Here is a 22,790-nt window from a genome sequence, read left to right as displayed (position 1 = left end):
TTGAATTACTCCCATTTATATATATGATCACAGTACACACATTTATAGGTTGCATTTTGTTCATCTACTAGCTTAAATCTATGAGTTATTTCTCTCTCTACAGTAGTTATACATCTAGGATTTTTGCACTTTATTATATCTTCAACATATTCAGGCATAGCCAATTTTATCTTATCAATTATTTTTTCATTTTCAATTATATTGACAGTTATATTAGGATCTAAAAACCCTAATACATTTAAGTCAATGTCTAATGTATTTTCAATCTTTATTATGTCTTTTCTTCCGTATTTTTTGCTCGATGCATTCATTATCAAAGCCACAGTGTAATCTGCCTTATCTAATTTTAGATATTCGAATATTTTTAATCCCATTCCTGGTTTTATATGGTCTATGACAATTCCCTTTTTTATACTTGTTATTTCTAACATTTATCTTACCCCCAATAGCTTTATAATAAGTCCCATTCTTACGAACATCCCATTTTTAACTTGTTTAAAATACCAAGCTCTTTTGTCATCATCAACTTCTATTTTTATTTCATTTACTCTTGGGAGTGGATGTAGTATAGCAAGGTTTTCTTTTGCATTTTTTAATTTTTCTAGATCCAATATATAGCTATCTTTTAGTCTAACATAGTCTGCTTCGTTGAAAAATCTTTCTTTTTGAACTCTTGTCATATAGAGAACATCTAATTTGTCAATAACATTTTCAAGCCTTTCTTCTTCTTGAAACTTTATGTTTTTTCTTTTCAAATCTTCTTTTAAGTAATCTGGGATTTGTAATTCATGAGGTGAAATTAGAACAAAGTCTACATTTTCATATCTAGACATTGCTTTGAGAAGTGAATGTACAGTTCTGCCAAATTTTAAATCTCCACAACAGCCGATTGTGAGATTGTTTAATCTCTTATGTGCATCTAAAATAGTAAATAAATCTGTTAATGTTTGAGTAGGATGTTGATGCCCACCATCTCCTGCGTTTATCAATGGAACCGGGCAATACTTCAGTCCGTGAATTGGCGCTCCTTCATTTGGGTGTCTCATAGCTATTATATCAGCATAGGCACCAACAGTTCTTAATGTATCCGCTAAGCTCTCCCCTTTTGCTACAGAAGAAGAGCCTGGCTCCGAAAAACCGATTACTTGACCACCCAATCTAAGCATGGCGGCTTCAAAGCTAAATCTGGTTCTCGTGCTAGGCTCATAAAATAGAGTAGCTAGGATTTTACCATGACAAATGTCGTTAAAATCCTTTTCGTTTTCAATTATTTTTTTAGTCAGTTCAAAGATGCTTTCTAATTCTTCTAAAGTAAAGTCCTCTGGGTCTACTAAACTTCTTCCTTTTAACATATTTATCCTCCTTTTTTACCTGAAGGATGCGTTAAAATAAATGCCCTCTTATACATAAGGGGGCTAACACGCTCTCCTTACTAACCTCTCTGGATTAGTTTAAAGGTATTTATTTATATTAAAATATCATAGTATGAGATAATTATCAACAACTATTTATAAATAATCAAAATTTAAATCTGACAAATTATCTACAGCAATGTCAGCAACTTTTGTTATTTTATCCCAATCTGAAATATTAGTTGGATCTTTTATCGCCACTACTTTTATTCCCAACTTCTTAGCTGTCTCCATAGAATGTAGTGCATCTTCAAATAAAAATACATCTCTAGTTTCCAATTTCAATCTATCAATTAAGATTTTAAAAAAATTGACGTCATATTTTTCAAATCCTACGTTGCCACAAGTTTGAATAAAATCAAAATACTCATAAATCCCCAATCTCTTGATTGCTGGCAGTAAAAGTTTCTCTTCAGTAGCTGTAACTAAACATAATTTTGACTTATTATCTTTTAAATATTGAAGTAATTCTAGTGCTCCGTCCTTAAGCTCTACGTTGTTCTCATAAAAGTGTTTAAGTATATTCTCCATCTCCAAATTAATTTCATCTGCAGATTCTTTTAACTTAAACTCATCTTTTATAATTGATGATGCTTCTTTAAGACTATATTTCTTTAATTTTTCTCTTATGTTTTTAGGAGGATTTTTCCCCTTGGACAATAAATAATCATAAGGCAATCTATCCCAAATCCACATTGAATCAAGTAAAGTTCCGTCTAAATCAAAACAATATCCCTTCAACAAATCACCTCTATTCCCAATTATTAAGGATTTTTTTGGTTGAATTTATAACCCTAGTTGTAATAACTACTGTGACTATAAGAATTAGCCAAGGTCCAAACCATGCAATTGCTTTAAACCATAATTCTGAATTTTTATCGATATAATCTAACATTACAAAAGGTATTATCGTGCCTAATCCGAATAAAAAGGATGTAAATTGTACTGATATGCTCTCTCTAAAATTTAGCTTTACAGCTGGGCCATTAAAATCTCTATTAGGATTTTTTAAGTATAAATATAATCCGAAATATGAGGAAAATAACAATACCGAAATCATAGGAATGACACTTAAAAACATTATAGGATTTAACCCTAGTGCAAAATATGAAACCACTAAAACTATTAAATATACAAATGTGTATATGGCAGTCGGAATCAATGCTTTAACCCTAAGTATAAAATTGTCATTAACAGGTAATAGCATTATAAGTGGCCATGTTTTTCTTTCCACACTCATCAATTGCATACTTAAATTCGATGTATACATTGATGCGAATAAAGCTACAAACATAGCTCCGCTTAAAAATTGCTTGTTTATTAATAGCATAATTATTGGAAATACAATTGCATAAGCAATACCAAATAAATTCTGTGGATTTCTAAAGGTTAATCTCAATTCTTTGTTTATTACAGGATGTTTTGAAACACTAACTCCCTTTGTCTTTTTCGTTTTACCTCTTCCACTTTCAAGTTCAAAATGATTTGAATTTTTATAGATAAAATATCCTAAAACTAATGTTGCTAAAATAACTAAACCAAATACTCTAATGTCTAAGTTTACAAGATACATAAACCAATTTATCGGCAACAAATATGAATAATCACCATGAATTATCGCGAAAAATGAGTTAAAACTATTTAATATGTCTTGAGGCGAGGCTTCCATCTGCCTAGGAATTAGATTCATCAAGACTACGTAAAATATTATACTCACATACAAAAATATTTGTGAAATAATTTTAGCACTTGATTTAGTCATTATCCTAGCAAAAAACGCCCCCAATAACAGTGATAAAAATAATAAAAATACAATGAAAAATAGCATTGCTATGATGCTAAGAATTAAGTTTACTTTTAGTAATAGAGCATATGATATCCCTACTACAACAAGTATTGCAAGGGGAATCATCCCCATAGACAAACCCATTATAGATTTAAAAATAAAAATGCTTGATCTTCTAATTGGCAGTGTAAAAAGAAATTCTATGTCTTCTGATTCATATATGTTAAAGACCATACTTGGCACTAATGTTAATACTGCCATAAGTCCAAATGTAAGTGGATAAATAAACATGTAAATGTCAAATAAGTATCCGTTATAATCTAACCCTAAGCTAGAAAGTGGTATCATTAGTGATTTACCTATTTCGTAAAACGCCATCCCTAAAGGTATGGTTAATAAAAGTATTAAGATTAATGATATAATCCATCCAAGAACATTAGAAAAATTAAGCATTCTATTCTTAGTAGGTTTTGTAATTTTAGATGCATATTTATACAATAGTAAAAACTCTCTCATATTAAAGTGCCTCCACTATGTCAACTACATCTTCGTTTCCTGTCAATTCTAAGAAGAGATCTTCAAGGCTTGTATTCCCTTCTTTACTCAATGCCCTCAATTCATCTAAGTTACCTTCTGCAATTAATTTACCTTCATTTATAATCCCTATTCTATCGCACATCTTTTCAGCGATCTCTAACACATGTGTAGTAATAAATACTGTAGAGCCTTTTTGAGCAATCTTAGTAAGTAAATCTTTTAGTAGTCTTGCTGATCTTGCATCCAAACCTACTGTAGGCTCATCTAAAAACATCACTCTTGGTTCTCTCATTAGCACTGAAATTAACATCAACTTTTGTTTCATCCCATGAGAATAATCGCCAATGTAATCATTTAAATAATCTACACCAAACGCATTTGTTAATTCTTCTAACTTTGAGATTGTTTCTTTTTTGTCTAGCTGATAAATTCCGATTATAAAATCTAAAAATTCATTTCCTCTCAAGCCTTCATATAATTTTGGCTCATCTGGAATTACTCCTATCATTTTCTTTATCTCGATTTCTTTATCTTTTAGAGGCAATCCACAAATATAAACTTCACCTTCGGATGGCCTTAAAGTACCCGTAAGCATTCTAATAGTAGTGGTTTTACCTGCGCCGTTAGGTCCTAAAAATCCATATATTTCGCCCTTTTTTATATCTAAATTCACCTTGTCAACTGCAAGATAATCCCCAAACTTCTTTGTTAAATTAACTGACTTTATATATGTTTCCATAAAAATATCCTCCAGAAATTTATTTTACTAGTCTAGTATACTACTAAAATAATTTTTTAACAAATCTTTGCCATTTTAAAATTACTTGTTCTTAATTGCGCCACCAACTAATCCAATCAATGCAAATAATGTATAATATCCAGCACTTGTTATCTCTATGTTAAACAATTCATATAATCCTTGTATAATCATAGAATCTACACCAAAAAAAGATAAAATCCATGCCACAAAAATGCCAATTAAAAATCCACCTAACATCATAATCCTCCATTCAAAAGTCTAATTATATTGTCCATTCTCCATGTACAATTCCTACTAAATACCAGATACCATTCATTTCTTCATAAACAAGCCTTAAACTTCTCCAATCCATTCCCTCGTACTCGGGTTCAATACCTGAAAAGTGAAATTCAATATATTTTGCATTTGGATATGCTTCTTCTATATTGTTTAAGCTATTACCTTTGCCTATCGAATAATTATTCCCTATCATCTGTGGATTAGCAAAATCAGCATCATATATAAATCTATCAAAATATTCGCTAAATGTCATAACAATAGGTTCTCCAGTCCCGTCGAAAAACCCCCATGTATAGCTTTGAGTATCATCCAAGAAAGTAGCAATTCTATCTTTTGTAAAAACTAAGTCATTCTGTAAATCTATATATTCATATGGTGTGAACCTAACGCCCATCAATGGGTGAACAACGCTTGCTAAGCCTTCCATGTCTTTATCTTTAAGATAGTTTACTGTCTCTATTGCTCTTAATAACACTTCATTGTTCTCAAATTTTCCTATACTATTATATTCTTCTAATTGTTTTTCTAATTCATCAATTTTTTCATTTAGTTCTATTATCTTTGAATTTAATTCGTTTATTTCTTGATCTTTTTTTGCTAGTTCTTCTTCTGATATGTCACTGGAACAACCTGTTATCAAAAGGATAAACATAAGCAATATTGGTAAAACAAATTTTCTATTTTTAAGCATTTTTATCCCTCCATTTTACTATTTTCCATAATAAAAAATAATTACTCTTTTACTATATACCCTCTATTATATGCATCTTCTAACATATATAAAACAAATTCCCAAAGTTCTTTAGAGCTATATTTTACTGGTTCAATTCTCTTGTATATCTCTTCCTTTGTAACATTATACTCTTTCCATGTCCCTCCGTAATTATTGTAATTATTTAACATTGGTTGAAGTCTATCCATAGATGCTGCAAATCTAGCTTCTATAGTTTCCATAGCTTCAAATTCTTCCCATAAAGTTTTAAATTCTTCTCCTTTATCTTCTTCTAGTAATCCAAATATCTTTTTAGCTGCCATTTCTTCTCTTTCTTTTTTATCTCCATTTGATGCTTTGTCATAGCAAAATGTATCACCAGCATATATCTCAACTAAATCATGCACTAGAAGCATTTTTATTGTTTTAAGTAAATCAATTTCTTCATCGCTATATTCATGAAGAACCATAGCCATGACAGCAATATGCCATGAGTGTTCAGCATCATCTTCATTTTTTCTTTCATTAATTACCTTAGTCCTCCGATAAATGCTTTTCATTTTATCTATCTCGACAATGAAATTTATATCTTTAATCAGCTTATCTCTCATAAATTAGTCCTCTTTCTTTTTTACTTAATATAATATTAACATATAATCTAAAATAATAAAATTTTAAAATTTTACTTGACAGATTAGCAAAATAAATTTATCATGTATTTAATACATAAAAGCTTTGAAGGAGAGAAGTGTTTCAGCTGAATATTTAAAGAGAGTCGGTATTTGGTGGAATCCGATAATATCCTGAGACAATGTACACTCCCAAGCTAATTTGTTGAAATGGTTTATAAGTAGACAAATTCGTATTTCCAACGTTACATGGAATAGGACTGATAGGTCTGAAAGAAAGTGGTGACAATTGTCACAATTTGGGTGGTACCGCGTGAGATATCTCTCGTCCCTATATTTTTATATAGGAACGAGAGATTTTTAATTTATAAAAGGGGGATTTGTTATGAAAAAAAATTTATTTATCGTATTATTGCTATCATTATCATTGCTATTAACTGCATGCACTTCTAATTCCGATACCCAGCATGAATTTACTGTAGGTATAGTGCAATTAGCAGAACATCCTGCATTAGATGCAGCCAGAGAAGGATTTATTGATGGACTTAAGGAATTGAATATTGATGTAAAAATAGTATATCAAAATGCACAAGGTGATATTCCTACATCATTATCTATTGCACAAAAATTTGCAAATGACAAAGTTGATTTAATATATGCAATTGCAACACCTGCAGCACAAAGTGCAAAGCAAGCAACTAAAGACATCCCAATACTATTTAGTGCTGTAACAGACCCTGTATATAGCGAATTAGTAGAATCTTTTGATAGACCTAATACCAATCTAACAGGTACTAGTGATGAAAGTCCTATTGAAGAACAACTGCTAATGTTTAAGAAATTAAACCCTGAAATCAAAAAAATTGGGATACTCTACAATACAAGTGAAAACAATTCAGAAATACAGATAGAAAATGCAAAAGAGATTTCTAAAAAATTAAATCTGGAAATAATAGAAAAAGGAGTTTCTAATATAAATGAAATACCTCAAGCCATGGATTCTTTTGTAAAAGAAATTGAAGGTTTTTATGCAATTACTGACAATATGATAGCTTCAGCTATAACAGTAATTTCTCAAAAGCTAAATGAGAACAAAATAATATCTGTTGGTGCAGAAGAATCTCATATAAAGGGTGGATTATTGATTACAAAAGGAATTAGCTACTATGAATTAGGTAAACAAACGGCATCAATGGCAAAGAAAATATTAGTAGATGGTATGTCGCCTTCTGAAATCCCTGTAGAAAAGGCAAAGAATGTTTCTACTGTGTATAACGAAAATACTTTAAATTTATTAAATATAGATCCAAATAATGAACTATTTAAGGATGCTACAGCTATAAAAGACTAGGAGGAAAATAGATGATAAATTTATTTAAAACTTCCATAGAGCAAGGACTCATTTTTGGAGTTCTTGCAATGGGTGTTATGATAACATATAAAATATTAGATACTGCCGATTTAACAGTTGAGGGTAGTTTTTCACTTGGAGCTTTTACCTTCGCAAAATTTGCTATTTTAGGCTTAAATCCATATCTTTCTACATTTTTATCCTTTACATTCGGAATCTTAGCTGGAGGAATAACTTCGTTTTTGTATTTAAAACTAAAGATAAAACCTCTGTTGTCCGGAATACTAACAATGACCATGCTCTATTCAATAAACTTGAGGTTAAATGGAAAGGCAAATATTGCACTTTTTAATCAGCAGACATTATTTACAGATGCTTCTCCTATTTTTTTAACACTTGCTATAGCATTGATAATCAAAATATTATTAGATTTGTTTTTAAAGACTGAAATTGGTTATTTGCTAATTGCAACAGGAGACAATGAAAATCTAGTTAAATCATTAGGAAAAAACAGCGATTTATTCAAAGCTCTTGGCCTTATGCTATCAAATGGCTTAGTTGCACTAAGTGGAAGCTTAATGGCTCAATATCAAGGTTTTGCTGATATAACTATGGGAAATGCTATCATAGTAACAGCATTAGCCTCTGTTATTATCGGAGATAGCATAAGAAAAAATTCATCATTTTTAAAATTGACAACCCGCTCTATATTAGGTGCATGTGCGTATAAAATTATTGGAGGAATCGCTATTGATTTAGGTTTAAATCCGACAGATTTAAGAGCTATTAGCGCAATAATTGTCATATTGTTCATTTCATACAACAACTTTGAATCTAAATTGAATATAAAAAATTTAAAATCTAAGATTGGAGGAGCTAAATATGTTGGAAATAAGAAAGTTGCGAAAGAGCTTTAATTTAGATAGAGATAATATATTAGTTGTATTTGATGAGTTCAATTTAAACCTAAAAGCAAATACCACTACGGCTTTAATAGGGCCAAATGGATGCGGAAAAACAACTCTGTTAAATTTGATTTCTGGAAACCTAAAATCTGATAATGGGACAATATTATTAAATGGCATAGATATAACTAATGAGGCAGAAGAAAAAAGGTCCATTCAAATAAGTAGAGTTCATCAAGACCCTTCTAAATCAGTTTCCTTGAACCTAACTGTCTTAGAAAATTTGGCACTTGCTGACAAAAAGGGTGAAAGTTTCAATCTCTATAGACTGATACGAAAGCAAAATAGAGATAGATATATGGATCTTTTGAAATCCTTTAATATTGGTCTTGAAAATAAAATAAACGAAAAAGTAAAGTATCTCTCTGGTGGGCAAAGACAAAGCTTGTCCTTGATAATGGCAAGTATGAAAAATCCAAATATATTGTTGTTAGATGAACATACTGCAGCTTTAGATCCGAAAGCTTCAGTTGTAGTTTTAGAAAAGACAAAAGAGTTGATTAAAAAAAACAAAATCACTACTTTAATGGTATCTCATAATATAAAAGATGCTTTGAGATATTCCGATAGAATAATTATGCTTGACAGTGGAAATATTGTGTTTGATAGACCAAGCATTAGTATTAAAGAATCTGAAATATTGGATATATATAAAGAAAAACTGCAGGAAAAGTTTGCTTCTTGACTAATTGGGTAAATACTCTAATACCTAATATTTATAAAAAAGGAGCTGATATATTGAATGAAGTAAAAGTAGTAGGAAATTTAATCGGAAATACTGCCTATAAGATGAATATAGATGGTCATGAGATAATCGTAGATACAAATTCTGATAATGGAGGAAACGACCTTGGCCCAAGACCTAAAGCTTTGATGTTAGCAAGCTTAATAGGTTGTACTGGTTTGGATGTTAAAATGATTTTAGATAAAATGAAAGTATCTGTTGATGATATTCAAATAGAAGTAAAAGCAACTACAACAGAAAATGACCCAAAGGTATATACTTCATTTCATGTTATTTATAGGTTTAAAGGTGAGAATTTAGATATTAGAAGACTAGAAAGAGCTGTAAAATTATCCCAGGAAAAATATTGTGGTGTAAGTGCTATGTTAAGAAAGATAGGACCTATAACTTATGAAATAGTGGTATGAAATCTTTTCATACCACATATTTTTTATAATAATTTCTTCTCCTTTGCGTTTCATTAAATCCAACTGTTTTTGTCCATCTACTCCATTGGCTAAAATTAAGTGGCAACTTTTTATATATAGTATTGTTCTTCTTAAGAGCTTCACCTGATAAATATATTAATGCCTGCTTTCGCTCTTTTAACCAGAAAACTAGTGTTTCTTCTTCCTCTTTATTTAACTCAGTATCTAAATAAATTATACTCTCTATACTGTATTTATTTAATATATCAAATACTTCTCCCATCAAAATCCACTTTTCTTCATCTTTAGGAAATTCAAAATACAAAATCAATGATTTTAATCCTAGTTTGGCAAATTTATTTATAAGCTCTTCGTTCCTTTTTATTGTATCCCAATTACCAACAGCAAAATACTTTTTATTATAATTCTTTTCAGTAATTAAATTTATTATTTCATTTAACCTATATTCATTTTCAAAAACATCAAAGTCTTTAAAATATATTCCATCAGCTCTTGTAGTTTCTATTTGCATAGATATATCTTTGATATCATAAAACTTACCGTTTTTTTTCCCAATTAATCCTTTTTCATATATGTTATCTCTGAAAATAGTGAATACTTCTATAGTTGATTTAAAGTTCAAAAAATAATATTCGTTTTCGTTGGTGTAGACACTCCTATCCGGAAGATTTATATTAGTTTCTCCTTTGATGCCTATGCTATCTACTTTTGTCTTTATTTCATCCAAACTCCTATCAACTTCAATCCCCAATATAGTTTCATTGAACTGTTCTATAGGATTTACATTAAAATATAAGTCAACAAATGGCAATTTTTCACTCCTATTTAAATCTCCTATTACTGCTATAATTGTCTTTGGCAATATATTTTTTGTTAAATTACTGACTTCGTTAATCGTATTTTCCTGTCCATGGTAACCTTGAAACAAAACAAGAGATGGTTCTTCATCAAGTAAATCTTTTTTTAAATTTTCTTTTGTCACAGCTAAATCGATAAGTTTCATTTCGCATTTGTCTTTTATATAATCTCTTAAATTTCCCGCTAAGTACGCAAATTCTACTGGTTCCCTAAGTTTTATTAAAATGCATTCCTTATCTGAATCGCTTAACTCAGTTCTGATAAAAAAAACTTTCATCCTACCATCTCCTCTATTATATTATTTAAAAATTATACCCTTTTTTATAAATTTAAAAAATATATTGACTTCGAACATTTGTTCGTGTAAAATTAAGACATAATATTTTAGATTGGAGCTTTTAAGATGAATGATAGAATAGTTTTTCACATTGATGTAAACTCAGCTTATCTCTCTTGGGAAGCTGCTCATAATCTACAAATGGGAAGTAATATAGATTTAAGGAATGTTCCGTCTATAGTTGGAGGTGATCAAGAAAAAAGGCATGGAATAGTCTTGGCTAAGTCAATTCCTGCTAAAAAATATGGCATAAAAACTGGAGAAAGTGTATATAGTGCATTAGAAAAATGTCCTGAGCTCATAGTTATAAGCCCTCACTATGATATATATATGAAAGCAAGTAAAGCAATGGTCGATTTCCTATATGATTATTCACCACTTATTCAACGCTACTCAATAGATGAAGTTTTTCTAGACTACACCAATGGAAATCTGCCATATATGGAAGCTGCTATGAAAATAAAAGAGGGAATAAAAAAAGAATTGGGTTTTACCGTTAACATAGGAATAGGTCCAAACAAGCTTTTAGCCAAAATGGCATCCGATTTCACAAAACCTGATAAAATACATACTCTTTTTTATGATGAAATAGAAAAAAAAATGTGGCCTTTGCCAGTGGAAGATCTTTTCATGATAGGTTATAGAACTAAGAAGAAATTGAACTCAAGAGGAATATTTACTATAGGAGAATTAGCTCATTTAGATAGAGACTATATATATTCTTGGCTAAAAAAACCAGGACTTTTGATTTGGGAATATGCAAATGGAATAGAAAATTCAGATGTAAAAATATCAAAATCTAAAGTCAAATCAATTGGAAATTCAACTACTTTGCCTTTTGATGTCAGCACTAAAGAAGAAGCTATGAAAGTTCTTTTGGGTATTTCAGAAATGGTCGGAATGAGGCTTAGAGAGCTAAACATAAAAGCAGAAGTAATTTCTGTATCCTTAAAGACAAGTGAATTTTTTTCTTATTCTCATCAAAAAAAATTAAATATACCGACTTCATCTACGAACACAATCTATAAAACAGCTTTGGCTTTATTTGAAGAAATGTGGGATAATAGCTCACTTAGATGTTTTTCAATAAGTCTTTCATCCCTTGTTTATGATGATTTTATTCAGCTATCCTTTTTTGAAAATTTTAATGAGAAAGAACTAATATTAGATAAATCTATTGATAATATAAGAAAAAAATTTGGTCAAAGTTCTGTAATAAGGTCTGCGTTCCTTTACTCTGGAATAGACCCAATCATAGGTGGCGTAGTTGCTGAAGAGAATTATCCTATGATGTCAAGTTATTTATAATTTTTCTAAGGAGGGCTATATGAAAATAATTATGAAACCTATAGAAATGATCGCATGGTTTAACAATACTAATTATCCAATTCCTTTGAGATTTAGAGTAGAAACTGAAAATAAAACTAATATAGTGATAAAAATTGATAAAATTGTTTTTAAAGAGATGCAAAAAATTGCAGGTAACAGGATGATTGTATACAGATGTGAAGGAATCATAAGTGGTTTACAAAGAACATTTGAATTAAAATATGAAATTGAGACTTGTAAATGGTACTTATTCAAAATGTAAATTAAAGCAAAACAAGCATATCTTTCTCCCATCTCCGAGATATGCTTTAAGCATTAGATCATTCTTTTTTAGCTAAATTTCTAGTTGCTACTAGATTTGCTCCAGTATTTAGTATATTTTCTTTTATAACTTGTCCTACATATATTGGAGCTTTTGCTTTAATCTTGTTTATTTCCTCCATACATTTAAGCAACATATCTTTTGGTATTGCTTTGTCTGTTTTTACTGGAAGAACTTTTAACACTCCATCTTCTACAGCAACTGTTGAAGTCAAAATTCTTCTGGGATCAGTAATTTCTTGTAAAGCATAATCTTTTCCCTTCTTGCATGTATAACCAGTTATTAAATATCCATTTTCTGTATCCTCTACTTTGATTTCGCAGCCCAAAGGACATGCTATGCAAGTAATATCTCTAATCATTTTTTTCACCTTCGATATCTACCATTATATTCCCTTCTAGATCTTTAATATAATCGTATTTTAAATGTATTTGTATCATTTCGGAAGGAACAATAATCTTATATTTTTTCTGTTTTATTAATTTATCGTTTGAATAAATCTTTACAGTTGGATTTCTATATATATTTTTACTTCTAAAGCATATAAGGGCTCCATTTTCATCATCTAAAGCTATCTTTTGAGGTATTACATATATTAATTTATCTCCAGCATAAACATCTATATATTTGCTATTGTTTAATTCTCCTCTTGCAAATCTAGCTGCATTTTTGCCAGCTATTCTGCTTTCTCTAGTTACAAAGTCCACAATATCGTGAACATGCAATACATTCCCACAAGAAAAAATACCTGGTATCTCGGTTTGCATATTGCTATCTACATATGCTCCTCTAGTTCTTAAATCTATACTTACATTAGCTTTTTGGCTGATTTCATTTTCAGGAATTAGCCCTACAGACAGAAGTAAAGTGTCGCAACTTATATATTCTCTTGTCCCATCTATTTCATTAAACTTATCATCAACTTTTGCAATTGTAACCCCTTCAACTCTATTTTTCCCATGAATCTCTGTTACTTTATGGCTCAACAAGAGTGGAATATTAAAATCATTTAGGCACTGATGAATGTTCCTATTTAAGCCACTCGAGTGAGGCATTATTTCAACAACAGCCTTTACTTTAGCTCCTTCTAATGTCATTCTTCTTGCCATTATCAGCCCAATATCACCGGATCCGTAAATTACAACCTCTTTACCAACAAGATATCCTTCCATATTGATTAGTCTTTGTGCCATCCCAGCATTATATACACCTGCTGGTCTAAATCCTTTTACCCCAATGGCCCCAGCTGTTCTTTCTCTACATCCCATAGCCAAAACTACTGATTTCCCTTTTAATTTAATCAATCCATTATCCCCTAATGCTGTAACTTCTTTATCTTTAGTTAAGTCTATGACCATTGTATTTAAAAATATATCTATATCTCTTTTGTATACTTCATCAATAAATTTAGCAGCATATTCTGGCCCTGTTAATTCTTCATTGAATTCATGAAGTCCAAAACCATTGTGAATACATTGATTCAAAATTCCGCCTAATTCTCTATCTCTCTCAATTACACAGACTTTATCAGCACCATTATCTTTAGCCTCAATTGCAGCTGCAAGTCCTGCTGGTCCTCCACCTATTACTATGCAATCATATTCCATTTAAAGCACCCCTTTAGTTCTACCAACAACAATATTTGAGCCTTGGCTTTCCTTCAAAATATCCTCAACTGGAATATCTAATTCTCGTGACAATATCTCTAATATTCTAGGCCCACAAAATCCACCTTGGCATCGTCCAGAACCAGGTCTTACTCTCCTTTTTATTCCATCTACTGTCCTAGCCCCAGCATTTCTGCGAATTGCTTCAATTATCTCGCCTTCAGTAATCATTTCGCATCTGCAGATTATTTTTTTATAGTTAGGATTTCTTTTCAAAATTTTTTCTTTTTCTTCGTCGCTTAATTCATTAAAATGTGGTATTGCTTGCCTTTCTTTTATGAAATTATTCTTTTCCGTCAAATCTATATATTTTGAAACAAAATCCCTTACTTCTTCTGCTATAGCAGGTGATGAAGCTAGACCAGGTGAATCTATTCCCCCTAAGTTGAGCATTCCTTTTATATTTTTTGATTCAAATATTAAAAAATCTCCTTGTTCTATCGAAGCTCTATTACCAGCAAAAACTCTTATCGTTTCATTTAATGATAATTTTGGAACCAATTTCAGCGCTACTTCGTCTACTTTTTCTATTCCCTTATCTGTAGTTCTTGTATCCTCTTTATCATCAACCGGATCTGAAGTTGGTCCAACGATTAAATTCCCATGAACAGTCGGTGAAACGAGTACCCCTTTACCAGCTTTTGTAGGTGTAGTGAAAATAACATGATTTACTATATCAGAAACTTTTTTATCTAAGATTCTATATTCCCCTCTTCTAGGTTTTACTTTAAATTCTTTATCGCCAGCGAGTTCTGCAATTTCATCAGAATAAAGGCCAGCTGAATTTATTAGAATTTTTGTCTTAAATTCACTACCTTTTTCAGTACCTACTAAAATATAGTCATTCTCTTTTCTTATATTTACAACTTTTTCTTCTAAAAACAATTCCACTCCATTATCCATAGCATTTTCTATGAAAGCAAAAGTTGCATTAAATGGGCATACAATACCTGCTTCGCTACAGTATAAAGCTTTTGTAACATCTTGAGAAACATTTGGTTCCATATTTAAAATTTCATCTTTGTCAATAATCCTTAACCCTTCAACCCCATTTTTAAGTCCATTTTCATATAATTCTTCAAGCTTCTTCTCATCTTCATCATTAAATGCAAGCACTAAAGAACCGCATTTATCATATGAGAAGTTAAGCTCTTTTGATAATTTTTGATATAATTTGGCCCCTCTTACATTCAATTTCCCTTTTAGAGTCCCGTAAGCTGCATCATATCCACCATGAACAATTGCACTATTAGCTTTACTTGTCCCTTGGCAAACCTCTGTGCCTTTTTCTAAGACTGCTATCCTTAAATTATATTTTGATAGTTCGCGGGCTGTGGCAGCACCTACCACACCCGCACCTATTATTATACAATCATACATATCCATTACCTCGCAATTTAATCTCTTTCCCAGTCTTTTGACCTTTCAACTGCTTTTAACCATTTTCTATAGAGTTTATCTCTCTTTTCAGGTTCCATATTTACTTCGAAAGTCTTATCAAGTTCCCATTTGTTTTCTATTTCTTTTTTGTCTTCCCAGAATCCTACTGCAAGTCCTGCAAGGTATGCTGCTCCTTGTGCTGTTGTTTCTGATACCTTTGGTCTGTCTACTGGTACTCCAAGTATATCTGCTTGGAATTGCATCAAGAAATCATTAGCACTTGCTCCACCATCAACTTTTAACCTATTCAACTTGATTTTAGAATCTTCTTCCATAGCTCTAATTACATCTTTAGTTTGATAAGCTATTGATTCAAGAGTTGCTCTAACTATATGTTCTCTCTTAACACCTCTTGTCAATCCTAGTATTGCTCCTCTGGCATACATATCCCAATGAGGTGCGCCTAATCCTGTAAACGCTGGAACTACATAAACGCCATTAGTATCAGGTACTAAATTAGCATAATATTCACTTTGAGGGGAATCATAAATCAATTTAAGCTCATCTCTTAACCATTGAATTGCTGCACCAGCTATAAATATACTACCTTCAAGAGCATAATTTACTTTTCCATCAATGCCCCAAGCAATTGTTGTCAAAAGTCCATTTTCTGATTTTACTGGTTTTTCTCCTGTGTTCATCAATAAGAAGCATCCGGTTCCATAAGTGTTTTTAGCCATACCTTCTTCAAAACATGCTTGTCCAAAAAGTGCTGCTTGTTGATCTCCAGCATCGCCAGCTATAGGAATATTTGCTCCTCCAAAGGTTCTTTCGTCAGTAGTCCCATATATTTCACTTGATGGTCTTACATCTGGAAGCATTGATTTTGGAATATTGAGAATTTCTAATAATTCATCATCCCATTCTAGAGTATTGATGTTATATATCATAGTTCTTGATGCATTGGTATAATCAGTTACATGAACTTTACCTCGAGTTAAGTTCCATATTAGCCATGTATCCATTGTACCAAACAACAAATCTCCTCTTTCAGCTTTCTCTCTAGCCCCTTCTACATTGTCTAAAATCCATTTTATCTTCGTTCCAGAGAAATAAGCATCAATAACTAAACCTGTTTTTTCTCTTACTAGATCCTCGTAGCCTTTACTTTTTAGTTCTTCGCATATATCTGCTGTTCTTCTACATTGCCAAACAATAGCATTGTAAATTGGTCTTCCAGTATTCTTATCCCAAACTACTGTAGTTTCTCTTTGATTTGTAATACCAATAGCTGCAATTTCATCTGGTCTAATTCCATTTACTTCTAAAACTTGTCTAGCTACTCCACTTTGTGTTCCCCATATTTCCATTGCATCATGTTCAACCCAACCTGCTTTGGGATAGATCTGTGTAAATTCTTGTTGAGAAACACCCACTATTTTGCCATCCTTATCAAACAAAATTGCTCTACAGCTAGTAGTTCCTTGGTCAAATGCCATTACATAATTTTTCATTGTAATCCTCCATTCAAATAATATTTAAACCGATTAAATCATATGTCTAATTACATCCCAAAAATAAGCTTGAATAACAATGCTCCACAAATCCCACCTAAAATTGGTCCTACTACTGGTATCCAAGAATATCCCCAATCAGAGTCGCCTTTACCTTTTATTGGAAGAATAAAATGTGCAATTCTTGGGCCTAAGTCTCTAGCAGGATTTATAGCATATCCTGTTGGCCCACCTAATGACAAGCCTATAGCAAAAATCAAAAGACCTGTTACAAATGGAGCTAATCCTGGTGAAAAATCATTTGTCCCAATAAACAAAATCCCAAATAACAAGACTGCTGTGCCTATAAATTCACTTAATAAGTTCGCAAATGTATTTCTAATTGCAGGTGCTGTTGAAAATACGCCAAGTTTTGTTTCTGGACTTTCAGTTTTTTCCCAATGAGGCAAATATGCTAGATAAACTACGCATGCTCCCAAAAATGCTCCTATTAATTGAGCTACTATATAAGGAAGAACATTGCTCCAAGGGAAAGACCCAATTACTGCTAATCCAATAGTAACTGCTGGATTAAGGTGTGCTCCACTAATACCTCCAACAGCATATACTGCCAATGCTACTGCAAGTCCCCATGCTGCTGTAACGACAATCCAACCACCATTTTGTGCTTTTGAGTGTTTTAATGAAACCCCTGCGACTACTCCACCACCAAATATGATAAGAATAGCTGTACCTACTAATTCCGCCATGAAAGTTGACATTTAAATCCCTCCAATAATTTATTTATATAATGGCAAAAGAATAGAGAACCTTAGCAATGGTTCTCTCTCCTCTTTTACCATTGATATACTTAGAATAGATTTTTCTTTATTTCTATATTTGAACAAAAGCAGGTGTATTTGCTTTATATAGTAATAATTCTTTTAATTCATCATCTAATTTTAATATAGTTATTGAAAAACCAGCCATATCAAGTGAAGTCATGTAGTTGCCAACATATGTTCTAACTATTTTTATACCTTTATCAACTAATACATCATTAACTCTTAAATTTGCTATGTTTAACTCCATTAATGGAGTAGCACCCATCCCGTTGACCATCACAGCGACTTCATCGCCATTTTTTAATTCAATATTGTCGAATATTCTTTTTAATAGTTCATCTACTATCTCATTTGCAGACTTTACTTGATCTCTATGAGTACCTGGTTCTCCATGAATTCCAATGCCAATTTCCATTTCATTTTCACCTAAGTTGAAACTAGGTTTCCCAACAGCTGGCAAGGTGCATGATGTTAGTGCCATACCCATTGATTTCACATTTTTAATTACCTTTTCAGCAACCTCTTTAACTTCATTTAAGCTTCCACCCATTTCTGCTTTTGCGCCAGCAATTTTATGGATGAATATTGTTCCGGCAATCCCTCTTCTTCCTGTTGTATAAGTGCTATCTTCAACTGCGACATCGTCATTAACTATTACTTGTTCTACTTTTATTCCTTCTTCTTTAGCCATATCACTCGCCATTTCAAAGTTCATGACATCACCAGTGTAATTTTTTATTACGAGTAATACTCCATTCCCATTATCTACTGCTTTAATTGCTTCATATACTTGATCAGGGGTAGGAGATGTGAAAACTTCTCCTGCTACTGCTGCATCTAACATTCCTTCTCCAACAAATCCAGCATGACTTGGTTCATGTCCGCTTCCACCACCACTGACTAATGCAACTTTATCTGTCTTAGGATTGCTTCTTACTATTACATTTAGATTTTCTAGCCTCTTAACATATTGAGGATATGCCTTGACAAAACCATTTAGCATTTCATCTACTACATTTTCTGGTTTATTGATTATTTTTTTCATGAACTTATCCCCCTATTTTTTATTTAGTTTAATAAAATTCTTTGCTTCCTCAGCTTTTTTTAAGCAAGACTCTAAGTTGCCGCCTAAATATGCTTCTATTGAACTCGCTATCGCTCCCTCTACAATAGGTGCATCTGCTATCTTTATTTCTATATTTATAGAGTTATCATTTAATATATCCATAGCCATTTCTGTGCTAAGTATAGCACTCCCCAAATCTGCAAGAACTAATACTCCATCTCCAGTGTCGGCATTTTCTATTGCATTAGCAATCCTTACTGCATCTGTTCCAATGCTACCATCTTCCATGCCTCCAGCCGATATAATAATCTGATCTTTTCCTGCCATTTCTCTACACATATCTACAATCCCATCTGAAATCTTATTGCTATGTGAAACTATAACTATACCAACCATTCATTCACCTCTCAATTTTTATAATTTTCTAGAACTGATTTCAATATTAGTGTAAACGAAGTTGCCCCTGGGTCCTGATGCCCAATAGATCTTTCCCCTAAATAACTTGCTCTTCCCTTTGTTGCAATTATTGTTTTTGTGTACTCAACTCCTTCTTCAGCAGCCTTTACTGCATTTTCTAAAGCTTGCATCAAATTTCCACCCGAATTTATAACTTCTGCGAAAGCTTCATAAGCAGGTTCCATAGCATCTATCATAGTCTTTTCTCCTCTAGTTGCTTTTCCCCTCTCTTTAACTCCATCCAATGCTGCCTTAAACATATTCATAATAACTTCTTGTGTTATATCCGCTTCTTTTGCTACATTGGAAGCTTTTAAAAACATAGTCCCATACAAAGGTCCACTTGCTCCACCAACTGAAGAAACTAATCCCATACCAACTCTTTTTAAAACATCGCTAACATCAGTATCATTTTCGTTAATCTTGGTGATAACAGTGTTAAATCCTCTTGCCATATTCGTACCATGATCTGCATCGCCAATTTCAGCATCTAGCTGAGTTAAAAAGTCTTTGTTTTCATTTATCGTATCTGCCATCGCTTTAATATAACTATAAATAGATTTATTCATGTTGCCCCTCCATTTTTATTAAGAATTCCATAGCTCTTTTTTGGTAGTAGAAATCCCTAACCCCCCTGCTTTAAGACATTCAAATACCTCATTTTTAGTTTCTATCAAACCTCCACCTATTACATTGATATTAGGTATCTCTGCTTTTATTCGAGATATTGCTTTAGGTATAACACCAGGCATAACCTCTACTAAATCTGGATTTACCTTCTTTATATTCTTTATATTTAAATCTATAGAAAGCGAATCTATCACAAAAAGCCTTTCTACTACTCTTAAATCCTTCTGTACAGCAGCTTCGGCAATATTGGTCTTAGTAGTAATTATCCCAACTTTACCACCAAATTTTTCATTTATGAAATCCACAGCGATAGGATTTGATGCTAGTCCTGTTAACATATCTAGATGAATAAAAGGATATTTATTAGCTTTTAATATCCTTTCTACGATGTATGTATATTCAATTATATCCGAATTTAATATAAAAATAATTGGACAATTAGAATCTATAGCTAATTGAAGATCGTTTTTATCCTTGATAGCTGCGATAACAGGATTTTCTTCTAAAATATTTATTAAATCAGCTCTTCTCATGAATTACCTCCATATAATCAAACGATTTCCTATTTAATAAAAAAATACACGAAAAAAGAAAGTACTTAAAGACTCTCTCATCTCGTGTCTTTTTTAAACATCATTATTTATCTAACTATATGATATTACAAGTACTATTACATGTCAATAACATTTATGGAATTTTTCGAAAATTCTATGTTTTTATTTTAACAATATCATATTAATAACCTAATCTATCTTGATTTCACCAAATAAAGCTAAACCTCTAAACACAACTGTTGGAGCACCTTCAACATATGTTCTTTTTTGCTTGTTAGAAAACTCTCCAAACAATGGTGTCCCTTCTACTTTTACATTCCAGTCACTTGGTATTTTAACATCTATACTTCCAAATATTGCATTTGAATCTATCACAATAATATTTCTTTTAGGATTAATGTTCATTAAATCTAATTTAATTCCTCCAAATATTGCATTCAATTTTGCTCCCATAAAATCATCATTAGTAATATATAGATCCAATCCTGAAAACAAAGCAGTATGAGTAATAAAATTATCCTCTGTTATATTCTTTTCGAAATCGGCTTTGTCAAAATCAATCTCTATTATTTTTTTTTTGTTTTTTTCACTTTCAAATATTAAGTTTATTCCTATAAGAATTAGCAAAGAAGGCAAGAAGTAATTCATAATGCCTTTATCAAGATAATCTAATTTGCTAAGCTGAACAATAACTCCAAATAAGACTACAATAGCACCAAACAATTTAGATTTAGTTTTGTCAAATAATATGCCAACTCCATATAGAATTATTAGAAGTGGCCAATAAGTTCTAAATATATCTCCAAAATAAAAAATATTTAATTCATCCAATAAAAATATAGTACCTAAAATCACTAAAATTATACCTACTATGTGTCTACTTTTCAACTAAATCCCCTCCCTATTTACTCATGCTTTTGCTTTTTTTAGCTACTGCTAAAGATGCATCAATTATAGCAGAGCGAAAATTTTTTTCTTCCAATTCCCTAATGCCTTCAATTGTAGTACCCCCTGGAGAACAAACATTGTCCTTTAATTTAGCTGGGTGTTCATTTGTTGCCAAAACCATTTTAGCAGCTCCTAATACTGCTTGAGCGGCAAATGTATAAGCTTGATCTCTTTTTAATCCAGATAATACTGCTGCATCTGCCATTGCTTCAATCATCACATACACAAAAGCTGGAGAAGAACCACTTACAGCTGTAACTGCATCCATTAATTTTTCATCCACTAACTCTACTCTACCAAAGGCTTTAAATATTGACAATAATTCAACATAATCTTTTTTGTCTAATGTGTCATTAGGATACAATGCAATCAATCCTTCTCCAACTAAAACAGGTGTATTAGGCATAATATTTACAAATTTTGTACCATCGTTTAAATTTTCTTTCATGAATTTTGAGCTAATACCAGCAGCAATTGATATGACAATTGCATTTTCTTTAATAACATCTTTTATTTGATGTAATACTTCCTCATACTGATTAGGTTTGACTGCAAGTACCAAATAATCAGCGTTTGTAGCAATCTCTGATAATTCCTCACATATTTTAACTCCTAAGTTGTTATGTATTCTTTGCCTAGTTTCAAAAGTTTTAGCAGTCACCATGATGTTGTCTTTTTTAAAGACATTTTCTTCTATAAGTTTTCTTATCATAGGTTCTCCCATGTTCCCTGCACCTATAAATCCAATTACTTTATTCAAATTAACCCTCCCTTTTTTGTTTTTTTTGATCTATTTACAATTATTCTATAAACTATCGAAGCAGCAATTGAAAGAATGATTCTCATAGTTACAGCTAATATAAATTCAATTGAAGTTGGATCGGTAATTGTCTTTCCAATTATAGTAGATAATATCAACATTGGTATTAATCCAAATATAGATGCTGTCATATATTTGTAATACGGCATTTGAATTGACCCAAAAAACATATTAACTACATCATGTGGTAAAATCCCAACAATTCTAATAATAAAAGCAGAAAACCACTCATTGTCTACTAGAACAGCATAGAATTCATTTAACTTTTCGTACTTAGTTAATATACTATTTTTTAAAATCTCCCCTGATGAATAGCCTATTCTATAAGAGTAGGTTAATCCAATAGCAACCCCTAGTACATTTAATGGTATAGCCCAATATATTGGAAAAATCATACCTGAAACTATGTATAGAGCCATAATAGGCGGAATAATTGATATGGATTTTAATAAATACAATAGTAAAATAAAAAAACTTGCAA

The 22,790-nt window shown here is 31.5% G+C and carries 27 protein-coding genes and 1 other annotated feature; of the genes, 6 read left to right on the top strand and 21 right to left on the bottom strand.

What is annotated here, in order from left to right; all coding sequences use genetic code 11:
• Nucleotides 1-5: 5 nt before the first annotated feature.
• The 8 genes from ACTB1H_RS03035 to ACTB1H_RS03000 all read right to left on the bottom strand — a co-directional run bounded on the left by ACTB1H_RS03035 (nucleotide 6) and on the right by ACTB1H_RS03000 (nucleotide 6,097).
• Nucleotides 6-431: an aspartate carbamoyltransferase regulatory subunit gene (locus ACTB1H_RS03035; RefSeq protein WP_463261357.1), complete on the bottom strand. Its 426-nt coding sequence runs from the start codon at nucleotides 429-431 to the stop codon at nucleotides 6-8.
• Nucleotides 432-1,352 (bottom strand): aspartate carbamoyltransferase, encoded by a 921-nt coding sequence (pyrB, locus tag ACTB1H_RS03030; protein ID WP_463261356.1) that lies wholly within the window; start codon nucleotides 1,350-1,352, stop codon nucleotides 432-434.
• 156 nt (nucleotides 1,353-1,508) lie between these two features.
• Entirely contained in the window at nucleotides 1,509-2,153 is a 645-nt protein-coding gene (locus ACTB1H_RS03025) for an HAD family hydrolase (RefSeq protein ID WP_463261355.1), read from the bottom strand.
• Between the two features lie 10 nt (nucleotides 2,154-2,163).
• Nucleotides 2,164-3,714, bottom strand: coding sequence for a hypothetical protein (locus ACTB1H_RS03020; RefSeq protein WP_463261354.1), 1,551 nt, complete (start codon nucleotides 3,712-3,714; stop codon nucleotides 2,164-2,166).
• Nucleotide 3,715: 1 nt separating this feature from the next.
• Complete coding sequence (locus ACTB1H_RS03015; RefSeq protein WP_463261353.1) at nucleotides 3,716-4,474, bottom strand: ABC transporter ATP-binding protein; 759 nt, start codon at nucleotides 4,472-4,474, stop codon at nucleotides 3,716-3,718.
• A gap of 81 nt (nucleotides 4,475-4,555) precedes the next feature.
• Nucleotides 4,556-4,732: a hypothetical protein gene (locus ACTB1H_RS03010; RefSeq protein ID WP_463261352.1), complete on the bottom strand. Its 177-nt coding sequence runs from the start codon at nucleotides 4,730-4,732 to the stop codon at nucleotides 4,556-4,558.
• 25 nt (nucleotides 4,733-4,757) lie between these two features.
• Nucleotides 4,758-5,465, bottom strand: coding sequence for a hypothetical protein (locus ACTB1H_RS03005; RefSeq protein WP_463261351.1), 708 nt, complete (start codon nucleotides 5,463-5,465; stop codon nucleotides 4,758-4,760).
• Between the two features lie 41 nt (nucleotides 5,466-5,506).
• Nucleotides 5,507-6,097, bottom strand: coding sequence for an HD domain-containing protein (locus ACTB1H_RS03000; RefSeq protein WP_463261350.1), 591 nt, complete (start codon nucleotides 6,095-6,097; stop codon nucleotides 5,507-5,509).
• Nucleotides 6,098-6,212: 115 nt separating this feature from the next.
• Nucleotides 6,213-6,451: a binding site (T-box leader), on the top strand.
• Nucleotides 6,452-6,500: 49 nt separating this feature from the next.
• Here ACTB1H_RS03000 and ACTB1H_RS02995 point away from each other — a divergent pair.
• The 4 genes from ACTB1H_RS02995 to ACTB1H_RS02980 are packed head-to-tail and all read left to right on the top strand — an operon-like array spanning nucleotide 6,501 to nucleotide 9,583.
• Nucleotides 6,501-7,466, top strand: a complete 966-nt coding sequence (locus tag ACTB1H_RS02995) for an ABC transporter substrate-binding protein (RefSeq protein ID WP_463261349.1) — start codon at nucleotides 6,501-6,503, stop codon at nucleotides 7,464-7,466.
• 11 nt (nucleotides 7,467-7,477) lie between these two features.
• Nucleotides 7,478-8,383, top strand: coding sequence for an ABC transporter permease (locus tag ACTB1H_RS02990; RefSeq protein ID WP_463261348.1), 906 nt, complete (start codon nucleotides 7,478-7,480; stop codon nucleotides 8,381-8,383).
• Nucleotides 8,349-9,116 (top strand): ABC transporter ATP-binding protein, encoded by a 768-nt coding sequence (locus tag ACTB1H_RS02985; protein WP_463261347.1) that lies wholly within the window; start codon nucleotides 8,349-8,351, stop codon nucleotides 9,114-9,116. Before ACTB1H_RS02990 ends, ACTB1H_RS02985 begins: the two co-directional genes overlap by 35 nt.
• A 53-nt stretch (nucleotides 9,117-9,169) precedes the next feature.
• On the top strand, nucleotides 9,170-9,583 hold the full coding sequence (locus tag ACTB1H_RS02980; protein WP_463261346.1) for an OsmC family protein: 414 nt from the start codon (nucleotides 9,170-9,172) through the stop codon (nucleotides 9,581-9,583).
• Nucleotides 9,584-9,590: 7 nt separating this feature from the next.
• Here ACTB1H_RS02980 and ACTB1H_RS02975 read toward each other — a convergent pair whose 3' ends face one another.
• On the bottom strand, nucleotides 9,591-10,739 hold the full coding sequence (locus ACTB1H_RS02975) for a hypothetical protein (RefSeq protein WP_463261345.1): 1,149 nt from the start codon (nucleotides 10,737-10,739) through the stop codon (nucleotides 9,591-9,593).
• Nucleotides 10,740-10,865: 126 nt separating this feature from the next.
• Between ACTB1H_RS02975 and ACTB1H_RS02970 the strand changes: the two genes are divergently transcribed.
• Nucleotides 10,866-12,107, top strand: a complete 1,242-nt coding sequence (locus ACTB1H_RS02970; protein ID WP_463261344.1) for a Y-family DNA polymerase — start codon at nucleotides 10,866-10,868, stop codon at nucleotides 12,105-12,107.
• Nucleotides 12,108-12,126: 19 nt separating this feature from the next.
• Complete coding sequence (locus ACTB1H_RS02965) at nucleotides 12,127-12,390, top strand: hypothetical protein (RefSeq protein ID WP_463261343.1); 264 nt, start codon at nucleotides 12,127-12,129, stop codon at nucleotides 12,388-12,390.
• 58 nt (nucleotides 12,391-12,448) lie between these two features.
• Here ACTB1H_RS02965 and ACTB1H_RS02960 read toward each other — a convergent pair whose 3' ends face one another.
• The 12 genes from ACTB1H_RS02960 to ACTB1H_RS02905 all read right to left on the bottom strand — a co-directional run.
• Nucleotides 12,449-12,811, bottom strand: a complete 363-nt coding sequence (locus ACTB1H_RS02960) for a DUF1667 domain-containing protein (RefSeq protein WP_463261342.1) — start codon at nucleotides 12,809-12,811, stop codon at nucleotides 12,449-12,451.
• Entirely contained in the window at nucleotides 12,804-14,057 is a 1,254-nt protein-coding gene (locus ACTB1H_RS02955) for an NAD(P)/FAD-dependent oxidoreductase (RefSeq protein ID WP_463261341.1), read from the bottom strand. Before ACTB1H_RS02955 ends, ACTB1H_RS02960 begins: the two co-directional genes overlap by 8 nt.
• Entirely contained in the window at nucleotides 14,058-15,497 is a 1,440-nt protein-coding gene (locus ACTB1H_RS02950) for an FAD-dependent oxidoreductase (protein WP_463261340.1), read from the bottom strand. It lies immediately after the preceding gene.
• Between the two features lie 17 nt (nucleotides 15,498-15,514).
• A complete protein-coding gene (gene glpK / locus ACTB1H_RS02945; RefSeq protein ID WP_463261339.1) occupies nucleotides 15,515-17,011 on the bottom strand; it encodes a glycerol kinase GlpK in 1,497 nt (498 codons plus the stop codon).
• Between the two features lie 50 nt (nucleotides 17,012-17,061).
• Entirely contained in the window at nucleotides 17,062-17,772 is a 711-nt protein-coding gene (locus tag ACTB1H_RS02940) for an MIP/aquaporin family protein (RefSeq protein WP_463261338.1), read from the bottom strand.
• 112 nt (nucleotides 17,773-17,884) lie between these two features.
• Nucleotides 17,885-18,880: a dihydroxyacetone kinase subunit DhaK gene (dhaK, locus tag ACTB1H_RS02935; protein WP_463261337.1), complete on the bottom strand. Its 996-nt coding sequence runs from the start codon at nucleotides 18,878-18,880 to the stop codon at nucleotides 17,885-17,887.
• A 12-nt stretch (nucleotides 18,881-18,892) separates the two neighbouring features.
• Entirely contained in the window at nucleotides 18,893-19,297 is a 405-nt protein-coding gene (dhaM, locus tag ACTB1H_RS02930) for a dihydroxyacetone kinase phosphoryl donor subunit DhaM (protein WP_463261336.1), read from the bottom strand.
• Between the two features lie 11 nt (nucleotides 19,298-19,308).
• Nucleotides 19,309-19,926: a dihydroxyacetone kinase subunit DhaL gene (gene dhaL / locus ACTB1H_RS02925; protein WP_463261335.1), complete on the bottom strand. Its 618-nt coding sequence runs from the start codon at nucleotides 19,924-19,926 to the stop codon at nucleotides 19,309-19,311.
• A gap of 18 nt (nucleotides 19,927-19,944) precedes the next feature.
• Nucleotides 19,945-20,520 carry a glycerol-3-phosphate responsive antiterminator gene (locus ACTB1H_RS02920; RefSeq protein ID WP_463261334.1) on the bottom strand — a complete coding sequence of 192 codons (576 nt, stop codon included), beginning with the start codon at nucleotides 20,518-20,520 and terminating at the stop codon, nucleotides 19,945-19,947.
• Nucleotides 20,521-20,730: 210 nt separating this feature from the next.
• Nucleotides 20,731-21,429, bottom strand: a complete 699-nt coding sequence (locus tag ACTB1H_RS02915; protein WP_463261333.1) for a LiaF transmembrane domain-containing protein — start codon at nucleotides 21,427-21,429, stop codon at nucleotides 20,731-20,733.
• A gap of 13 nt (nucleotides 21,430-21,442) precedes the next feature.
• Nucleotides 21,443-22,249 (bottom strand): pyrroline-5-carboxylate reductase, encoded by an 807-nt coding sequence (gene proC, locus ACTB1H_RS02910; protein ID WP_463261332.1) that lies wholly within the window; start codon nucleotides 22,247-22,249, stop codon nucleotides 21,443-21,445.
• The coding region (locus tag ACTB1H_RS02905) for a TVP38/TMEM64 family protein (RefSeq protein ID WP_463261331.1) at nucleotides 22,246-22,790 on the bottom strand (545 nt) is incomplete at its 5' end. The genes ACTB1H_RS02905 and proC, both read right to left, overlap by 4 nt.

It is taken from the genome of Soehngenia sp. (genome assembly GCF_055108775.1).
The sequence above is the reverse complement of the archived record's forward strand: the minus strand, read 5'-3'. Positions and strand labels throughout refer to the sequence as shown.